The 9,082-nt window shown below is 68.4% G+C and carries 5 protein-coding genes, 1 tRNA gene and 1 pseudogene; 1 reads left to right on the top strand and 6 read right to left on the bottom strand.

The window, feature by feature from the left end; translation table 11 throughout:
- Positions 1-135: 135 nt before the first annotated feature.
- Positions 136-2,688: an ABC transporter permease gene (locus ACFVXJ_RS31035; protein ID WP_389666788.1), complete on the bottom strand. Its 2,553-nt coding sequence runs from the start codon at positions 2,686-2,688 to the stop codon at positions 136-138.
- 65 nt (positions 2,689-2,753) lie between these two features.
- The gene (locus tag ACFVXJ_RS31030) at positions 2,754-3,515 is read right to left on the bottom strand and encodes an ABC transporter ATP-binding protein (RefSeq protein ID WP_389666790.1); all 762 of its coding nucleotides are present in this window, start codon (positions 3,513-3,515) and stop codon (positions 2,754-2,756) included.
- Between the two features lie 407 nt (positions 3,516-3,922).
- On the opposite strand from ACFVXJ_RS31030, the gene ACFVXJ_RS31025 reads away from it, so the two are divergent.
- Positions 3,923-4,007: transfer RNA gene (locus ACFVXJ_RS31025), tRNA-Leu, on the top strand.
- A gap of 60 nt (positions 4,008-4,067) precedes the next feature.
- Here ACFVXJ_RS31025 and ACFVXJ_RS31020 read toward each other — a convergent pair.
- From ACFVXJ_RS31020 to ACFVXJ_RS31005, 4 genes and pseudogenes are all read right to left on the bottom strand, one after another.
- The gene (locus tag ACFVXJ_RS31020) at positions 4,068-4,889 is read right to left on the bottom strand and encodes a hypothetical protein (RefSeq protein ID WP_389666787.1); all 822 of its coding nucleotides are present in this window, start codon (positions 4,887-4,889) and stop codon (positions 4,068-4,070) included.
- 79 nt (positions 4,890-4,968) lie between these two features.
- Positions 4,969-5,496, bottom strand: a pseudogene (locus ACFVXJ_RS31015) (immunity 49 family protein); the annotation flags it as partial.
- Between the two features lie 255 nt (positions 5,497-5,751).
- Positions 5,752-6,612 carry an immunity 49 family protein gene (locus tag ACFVXJ_RS31010; protein WP_389666785.1) on the bottom strand — a complete coding sequence of 287 codons (861 nt, stop codon included), beginning with the start codon at positions 6,610-6,612 and terminating at the stop codon, positions 5,752-5,754.
- Positions 6,609-9,082, bottom strand: a 2,474-nt coding sequence (locus ACFVXJ_RS31005) for a hypothetical protein (RefSeq protein WP_389666783.1), incomplete at its 5' end; no start/stop codon positions are given. The genes ACFVXJ_RS31005 and ACFVXJ_RS31010, both read right to left, overlap by 4 nt.

Below are 9,082 nucleotides of genomic sequence, written 5' to 3'. Positions count from 1 at the left end.
AAAACGCTCGGCTGGAGAACCCCAGCCGAGCGCCTGCGTGATCTACTGACGACCGCGTAAGCCATCAGGTGTTGCGAGGACCCCAAGAATCTGCCAACGCCGGTCGCGGGGCCCTTCCCGTACGGGCGCCCGCGGCTACTCGGTCTTGATGGCGGTCAGCATGTTGAGCCGGGCGGCGCTGCGGGCCGGCCACATGGCCGCCAGGGCGCCGACCACACCGGCCAGCAGCATGAAGATCGCGATCCGACCGAACGGGACGACCAGCGCGTAGTGCGGCACCCCGTCCTTGATGGTCTGGCCGACGGCCCAGGCGATGAACGTGCCGAGGGCGACACCGATGACCGCGCCGAACAGCGAGATCACGATGGCCTCCAGACGGATCATGTTCTTGACCCGGCCGCGGTCCAGGCCGATGGCGCGCAGCATGCCGATCTCCTGCGTCCGCTCGTAGACGGACATGGCCAGGGTGTTGACGACGCCGAGGACCGAGATGATCAGCGCCATGCCCAGCAGGCCGTACATGATGTTCAGCGCGGTGTTGATGGCGCCGCCCAGTTCGTTGCGCATGTCCTGCTGGGTGGCGATGTTCATCGCCGGGTTCTTGCCGAGGGCGTCGACCAGGGTCTGCTGGGCCTTGGCGGAGGGGCCGCCGTCCATCTTGACGAAGACCTCGGGCAGGTAGGGCTTCTCCTCGTGCGCGGAGAGGATCTTGTAGTCGAGCACGTAGGGGGAGAGCATGCCGTCCATCTCCTTGTAGACGGCGCCGACCACCAGATCGGCCTTCTTGTCGTCGTCGAAGGCGGTCTTGAGGACCGAACCGACCTTGAGCCCGTGCGACTTCGCCGTGGTGTCGGCGACCGCCACCTGGCCCTTGCCGAGGCTGTCCAGCGAACCGGCGACGACCTCGATGTTGAGCAGCGAGCCGATCGCGGCCGGCTCGACGCCGGAGGCGGAGCTGAACTCCTTGCCGCCGCCGAAGCGCAGCGAGCCGGCCTGCTGCGGGGAGACCGCCTTGACGCCCGGCGCCTTCGACAGCGCGCCGATGACGCTCTGGTCGAGGCCGCCGAAGCCGCCTGACAGGGAGACTTTGTAGTCGGCCTTGAGCTTGTCCGTGGTCATCCGGTCCACGGCCTTGCCCATGGTCACGCCCAACACCGACAGGGCGGTGACCAGGGTCAGGCCGATCGCCAGCGAGGCCGCGGTGACGGCCGTACGGCGCGGGTTGCGCACCGCGTTCTGCGCGGCCAGCTTGCCGGCGACGCCGAACGCCTTGCGCAGCGCCGGGCGCAGGGCCGCGATGACCGGGCGGGAGAGCGCGGGCAGCAGCACGATGATGCCGATCATCGTGAGGAACGCGCCCGCCCCGATGATCACCTTGCCGTCCTTGCCGACCAGCGCGCCGCCGAGGATGCCGGCCAGGCCGAACAGGGTGAGCGCGCCGCCGATGCTGTTGCGCAGCACCAGGGACTTGGCGGTGGCGGGGAGGTGGGCGCTGCCCATCGCGGCCACCGGGGCGATCTTGGCGGTGCGGCGGGCGGGCAGCCAGGCCGCGAGCAGCGTGACGAGGACACCGATGACGATCGCGATGGCGATGGTCCCCGGGCTGACGACCAGCGGACCGGCGGGGATCTTCGCGCCGATGGAGTCCATCAGGGAGCGCATGCCGACCGCGAGGCCGACACCGGCCAGCAGGCCGAGGGCGGAGGAGACCACGCCGACGACGAGGGCCTCGGCCAGCACGGACCGCTTGACCTGGCCGCGGTTGGCGCCGATGGCGCGCAGCAGGGCCAGTTCCCTCGTGCGCTGGGCGACCAGCATCGTGAAGGTGTTGTAGATCAGGAAGACGCCGACGAAGAGCGAGATCAGCGCGAACGTCAGCAGCATCTGGTTGGTGGTTTCCATCTGCCGCTCGATGGCCTTGGCCTGTTCGGCGGCCAGCGCGACGCCGGTCTTGGCCGTGGCGTCCTTCCCGACGAGCGGCTTGACCTCGGACAGCAGCCGGTCGGCGGTGGTGCCGGGCTTCGCGCTGATCGACAGCTCCTGGAAGAAGCCGGGGCTCAGGTACTGCTTCTGGGCGGTGGCCGTGTCGAAGAGCACGAGCGAGCCGCCGGCGTTGACCTGACCGTCCTCGGTGGTGAACACACCGGCCAGGGTGTATTCGGAGGGCAGGCCGTTGGAGGCCACCCGGACCTTGTCGCCGACCTTGTACTCGCCGCGCCGGGCGGTCTCCTTGTCGAGGGCGATCTCGTCGGCCTTCGCGGGGCCGTTGCCCTCGGCGAAGACGTAGCGCGGGTCCTTGCCGTCCTTGACGGGGGCGAAGTTGGAGCCGCGGTTGGCCCAGCCGCTGCCGATCAGCTTGCCGTCGGGGTCGGCGACCCCGGCGAAGCCGGAGACGCGGCCGGAGACGGTGTCGACGCCCTGGAGGGCCTTGACCTTGTCGACGGTCTGCGTGCTGATGCCCGGCTCACCCTCCTTGGTCCCCTCGTCGTTGCGGGAGGGGCCGTCGGCGGTGACGGAGACGGCGATGCCGTCGAAGCTCTTGGCGGACTGGCCGGACAGGGCCTTGCCGACGGTGTCGGTGAAGACGAGGGTGCCGGAGACGAAGGCCACGCCGAGGACGACGGCGAGCACCGTCATCAACAGCCTGGCCTTGTGCGCGAGGACGTTGCGCAGGGCGGTACGGAACATGGTGGAGGCGTCCAGGAGGTCGAAGGGCGGGGCGGAGGTCAGCGGGGACGGGGAGGGGCGGTCCCTCAGCTGGTGCGGCCCTTGGCGTCGAACGCCTTCATGCGGTCGAGGACGCCGTCGGCGCTCGGGCTGAGCATCTCGTCGACGATCCGGCCGTCGGCGAGGAAGATGACGCGGTCCGCGTAGGAGGCGGCGACCGGGTCGTGGGTGACCATCACGACGGTCTGGCCCAGTTCGCGCACGGAGTTGCGCAGGAAGCCCAGTACCTCCGCGCCGGAGCGGGAGTCGAGGTTGCCGGTGGGCTCGTCACCGAAGATGATCTCCGGCCGGGAGGCGAGGGCGCGGGCCACGGCCACGCGCTGCTGCTGGCCACCCGACAGCTGCGTGGGGCGGTGGCCGAGGCGGTCGGCGAGGCCGACCATGCGGATCACCGAGTCCAGCCACTCCCGGTCGGGCTTGCGGCCCGCTATGTCCATGGGCAGCGTGATGTTCTCCAGGGCCGTCAGCGTCGGCAGCAGGTTGAAGGCCTGGAAGATGAAACCGATCTTGTCGCGGCGCAGTTGGGTCAGCTGCTTGTCCTTCAGCGAGCCGAGTTCGGTGTCGCCGATGCGTACCGAGCCGCCGGAGAAGGTGTCCAGGCCGGCGACGCAGTGCATCAGCGTGGACTTGCCGGAGCCGGAGGGGCCCATGATCGCGGTGAACCGGCCCTGGGCGAAGTCGACGGATACGTTGTCCAGCGCGACCACCTGGGTCTCGCCCTGGCCGTACACCTTGGACAGCTGTGTGGCGCGGGCGGCCACCGCCTGGGTGGTGGGGGCGTAGTTCATGGCGGTCACGGGGGACTCCTGTCGAGCGGGGTGCTGCGCTGTGGCGGGACCCTCCCATCCTCGCCGCCCGCACCCCCGCCCCGAATCAGCCGCGGTGCCGGTTCGTCGGCCCACCGGAGGCTGACCGGGAGGGCGCCCGCCTCCTCCTCTGGTATGACTCCGCCTGTCGCGGCGGCTACGGACCGGGGGGTGGCGGACGGGGTGGCGCGGGGAGGCGAAATCCCGTCAATTGCGCGCGGCGGGGACCGTCGTCAGGAAGGTGCCGACCGTGTGTTATCGCACCTGACGGCCACTCAAGCGCCAATAAAATCAGACAACATCGGACAGACGCCCAGGTGGGGGCGGGGATACTACGGATAAGCTCACCTGGAGCGTTCACGGCTTTTCCACGGGGGCCGCCACGCCCTGCCCGGATGGTGGAATGCAGACACGGCGAGCTTAAACCTCGCTGACCTTCGGGTCGTGCCGGTTCAAGTCCGGCTCCGGGCACCACGCACGCAGGGCAGGGGCGCCGGTGACCACGGCCGCCCCGGCGGAGACGATCGCTTCAGCTCACCGAGAGCCCGTGAGCCTCGTCGTCACCGCCTCGATGAACGCGGCCGCTTCGTGTTCGGAGACGGGGACGTGGTCGACGTCGTTGTGACCGAGCGCGTAGAGCTTCAGGTATTCGGTCGGCTCCCAGCGCAGGTTGCGGGTGAACGCCTCGTCATGGGAGACCCCGTCCTCGTCGACCCGGCGGCGGACGATGCCCCGGGGGCGGTGCCGGGGGTACCGTTCGTCGATCTTGGCGTAGTACGTGACCTCGGCGCCGGGGTCGGGGACGTCGAGCGCGTCGAGGGTGACGGTCGCGAGACCGGGGAACGGGGCCGCGGCCGCGTTGGTTTCCACTGTCCCCAGCGGGATCATCACGCCATTCAGATCGAGGTACTCCTCCCGGGAAAACCCGCCGCCGCGCTCGAACATCAGCAGGAGCGGCTCGTACGGATCGGGCAGGCGGGTCGCCGGCCCGTGGCGGGCGTCGCGCAGGGCCGCCCACCGTACGGCCGCGCGGCACACGGTCCGCAACGATGCGGGAGCGAGCTGCCTTACGAGGTCCTCCACCCCGGCGGCCACGTCGGCCGGCGTCCGCACGTCGGCGTCGACGTGCTCCGCGATGTCGAAGAAGGGCCAGGACGCCTCTGCCCCGCAGGCCCGGGCCCACAGCGCCGAGCGACGGAGGAACTCGCGCAGCAGCAGCGCCAGCGAGCGCTCGTGGCCCGCGGCGCGGGTGTCGTCGTGGCCACGACGCCCTCGATGTTCTGCCGACGGTCCTCGTCCGATGTCCAGTACTCCTTGTGCCGGCGCAGTGCGTCGCCCAGTGCGTGGGGAATTCACCGCACCAGTTTCGGCCGATGAGGGTGGCGGGCAGGTAGTCGGACTCGACCTCGATGGGCATTCCGGCGTCGTGGGCGAGGCAGGCCATGGCGAGCGGCGCGAGGGCGACGAGGCCCGGAATGGTGGTGGCCCGGCTCTCCTCGCTCCAGTACTCCTTGTGCCACTGGAGGGCGGCCGCGAGGGCCTTGTTGAAGCCTTCGCTGTCGTTGCGGACGATGCGGTGGAACATCTCCATCGGCGGGTACAGCAACTTGCCCACCGCCTCCGGATCGGTGACGGCTTCCGGATCCGTGCCGTCGACCGCGGCTACCAGCTTCCGGCCGAGCTCCGGGCCGCCGAGCCAGTACGTCTGCAACGTGTCGACCCAGTGCCGGACGAACTCGTCGAACCCGCCGCCATGGAGGCGGTCGAGCGGAAAGCGGGCCAGTTCGGTGATCCGAGCCTGATCCCGGCACACTACTGCGAGCCAGAACGTGGTCAGCCACGTCCCGAGGTCGGTGAGGCCCTGGTCCTCGCCCGTGGCGGGCAGCGTTCGGATCTGCCGGTTGATCCGGCACTCCACGGTCCCCTCGGCCGCGGCGGCCGTGGCGAAGATGGCGGATCCCACCTGAAGAGCGTTGACCACCGCTTCCCAGGTCTCCGGCTTGGCCGCACGGGGATCGACGGTGCACCGTGCTCCGAGGTGGAGGAGCGCATTGTTGAAGACCCGCCCGAGTGCGTGGGGACGCCGCTCCAGCTTGTCGATGTCGTCGGCCAGATCCTTACCGAGAGACTCGGCCCACTGCTCCTCCGTGGCCCCCGGCGACGCGAAGTGCCTACTGACAACGGTGCTCACCCCACGGCCCCCTTAGCCGGTCGCTGATCAGGTGGGGAATTCGCCCAGCCAGCCGTGCTCAAGCAGGTACTTGGGAATGAACGGCGACTCCACATCGACCGGAAGCTTCCCGTCATAGGCCAGGCATGCCATGGCGAGCGGCCCCAGGGCGAGAGCGCCGTCGATGTCAGTCGCCCGCTCCTCATCCAGCGTCCAGTACGCCTTGTGGGAGTTCAGCGCCTCTGCCAACGCAGGACTGAATTCCGCCTCCTGCTTGCGGACGAAATGGTAGAAAAGGTTGAGCGGCGGATAAATTACGCCTTGCAGGGCGTCGGGCGGAGTGTTGCGCGCAACCTCGGGGTTCGAGGTCTCGAACGCGGTCATGAGCTTCTCTACCAACCCCGGACGCCGCAGCCAGTAGGTCTGCTGCACATCGATCCAGTGATAGATGAATTCGTCATAGGTGCCTTCCGGCGAGCGCAATCGCTCGAGCGGAATCTCGCACAGCTGCGTCATCCGCTTGCGCTCGCGACAGACGACGGCCAGCCAAAAGGCGCTCAGCCAGTTGCCTGCATTGGCGAACGACTGGTGGCCGACCACTGGCATGGTTCGCAACTTGTCGTTGATGAAGCACTGCACGGTGCCCTCGCTCGCACCGGTCACGGCGAACAGCGCCGAGCCAACCTGCATCGCGGTGACCGTGGCTTCCCAGGTCTGCAGCCGGTCGCCCAGGGGGTCGGCCACGGCATGGGCCTGCAGCGCGAGTAGAGCGCTACTGAACGTGAAGTCGATCATGTGTGCCGACTCTTCGAGCTCCTCGACATAACCGGCCATCCGCTTGCTCAGCCGATCGGCGAATTCTTCGGCATCGGGGCGGGGCACGAGGTGCCGGGCAACGGTGGTGGTCACGGAAGAGTCCCCTTGCTGATGTCGAACATCCGGTACTCCAAGCCAGTGTAGCTTCCGGTGTTCTTGCCGCCCTTGACGACGACGTAGTCGAGTTTTCCGTCTCTGAGTGCCGTCCGAAGCTTGTCCACTAGCTCCGTTTCGCCCCGCTTGTCCATTTCTCTCAGGATGTCGAGGAAGTATTCTCTGGACCCTTGAGAAACGGACGCCCCCTTGACGCCAGGCATATGAGGAGGTCCCGGAAGGTCACGTTTGCCGAGAGGCGTTTTGACGCTGCTCTTCGCTTCGACGACGAGGGCCCGTCCGTCCTCGCGCAGCCATACCTGATCGAACTGGTGGTTACCGTTCTTCGGGCCCAAAAGTTCTTGCTCGACGAAGTCCGGGTAGTGTTCGGCGACGAAGTGGTGCCGTGCCGCCGCCTCCCCAAATGCCTCAGTCGCCTCCTTCATCCCTGTGTGCGATGCCTTGTACACAGCTTCGGCTTGAGGCAGGCCGGACGAGTCCTTCCACTCGGTGACGAGGTTGTCCCACGTGATGGCGGCATGACGCCTCTGGGCGAAGCCGTGGAGCTTCTCCAGCCGGTCGAAGTCTGAGACGTCATCACTCCCCAGGGACTTGTAGTCATCATCGAGGAAGTGGGGCTCAGGAGGCTCAGGAGTGTCCTTGGCGCGGATCCACGGAGCGTCGTCCGCCAGCTTGGTGAGGTGCGGTGGTGTGAACCCGCTCTCGTCTTTGAGGGACAAGCGCAAGCGGCGACCGAGAAGGTTGTAGTACCGCTCGCGATAGCCGGGCTCTTCGTTGGCCCGGTAGACCTGGATCTCTTCTATCTGTTCTTTTGTGAGGCGCCCGCGCTCCCCGTAGGGGTTCGGACCATCTTCCATGAAGTCGGGACGCTTCACGGGTTGGTGGTGTGCGGGGTCGTGACCACTCGTGGTCGGGTGGCTGTCGTGGCCGCCGCCAGAGCCGCTCGGGCCGTCGGGGTGGCCGCCGGTGCTCGGGCCGTCCGGGTGGTGGCCGGCCGCGCCCGGGGTGTCGCCATGGCCGTGGCCGGCGGTGGAGGGGGTGTCGCCGCTCGGGTGAGGAGTGCCCGGGGTGGTGTTGAGGTCGTTGCGGGGCGTGCCGTCCGGGGCGTGGCCGCCGGGGGCGTGGTCGCCCGGGTGGCCGGTCGGGGTGTGGTCACCGGCGTGGAGGGGGTCGGACATGTCGGAGCCGAGGCGGATGGCGTTGTCGGCGTTGTGGGCTCCGACGCCGACCAGGACCGGGGTTTCCACCTTCGGGGCGTGTGCGGTCTCCGTGGGGTGGGGGGCCGTTTCGACCTTGGCGTCCTCGGCGCGTTGGAAGAGGCTGCCGTCTTCCTTGTAGAGGTTGCCCTCGTGGTCGATGTACTTCGCGGGGCTGTCGTCGAAGGGCAGCTTGACCGTGCCCGGCGGCAGGGTGGCGGTGCCCTCGGGGAGTTTGATGGTGTCGTCGGGGAGCTTGATCGCGCCCTCGGGCACAGCGGTGCCGGACGGTAGGTGAATCGTTCCGTCGGGCAGGATCGACGCGCCGTCGGGCAGCGCGAACGCGCCCTCGGAGATCTTCGGGATCTCGATCTTGCCCATACCCCGTAGACCGGCCATCACATCGCCGATCTTCGACAGACCCGCCCCGGCCCCCTTGAACACGTACGTCATCGGGTCGATGGCCCGACCGGCCTTGCCCGCGAAGGACAGCGCCTTCGCCGCGATGCCCGCCTTGCCCGCGCCCGACGCCGCCGCGCCGGCGCCGTCGGTGAAGATGGCGGTGACCACGTTGAAGGTGACCGCGCCGGCCGCCCGCGAGGGGTTTTCGCTCCACTGGTCCCACGCCAACATGGCCTTGCCCGTCTCCTTCATCGCCGTACGCGAATCACGGAGCCAGGACGGGAGGTACTTGTCCGGCATCGCCATGTACACCGAACCGACGCCCGGGATGATGGCGATGGACACGCCGGTTGCCAGCTTCGCCAGGCCCGTCCACGCCTGCTTCGTGGCGTCCCAGCCGTCGAAGCCGACCAGCGTGCCCAGGCCCTTGATGGTGCCCCACACGCCGTCGACGATGAGGCCCTTGCCGAAGTCGTAGGCGTGCTCCCACACCTGCCACCACGGCACCGACTCCTCGACCGCGTCACCCCACGGCAGCGACTTGGAGTGTTTGAGCGCCTCCGCGTCATAGCCGTACATGTTCGCGCCGTGCGAGCCGTCGTCGACCTTCAACGGCGTCCCGCACACCAACGCCACGATCTTGTCGTACGCGGTGCGTTCCGCCGCCTGGAACTGCGACCACACCTCGGCGATGTCGTTGCGCCGGTCGAGGTTCTCGTCGACCAGGTCCCCGTCTTCGTTCCACTTGTCGTCGTCGGAGACCTTCGACTTGAACGAAGCCGCTTCCGCCTTGAGCGTCTCCAGCTTCTTCACCAGCGGGCGGATCTCGTTCGCGTACGAACCCAGCGCAC

Source organism: Streptomyces sp. NPDC058279, from assembly GCF_042881255.1.
Classification (GTDB): domain Bacteria; phylum Actinomycetota; class Actinomycetes; order Streptomycetales; family Streptomycetaceae; genus Streptomyces.
The sequence above is the reverse complement of the archived record's forward strand: the minus strand, read 5'-3'. Positions and strand labels throughout refer to the sequence as shown.

Excerpts from the sequence above, each read along its gene's own strand:
- ACFVXJ_RS31035 (WP_389666788.1), bottom strand. The coding sequence starts at position 2,688 with ATGTTCCGTACCGCCCTGCGCAACGTCCTCGCGCACAAGGCCAGGCTG.
- ACFVXJ_RS31030 (WP_389666790.1), bottom strand. The coding sequence starts at position 3,515 with ATGAACTACGCCCCCACCACCCAGGCGGTGGCCGCCCGCGCCACACAG.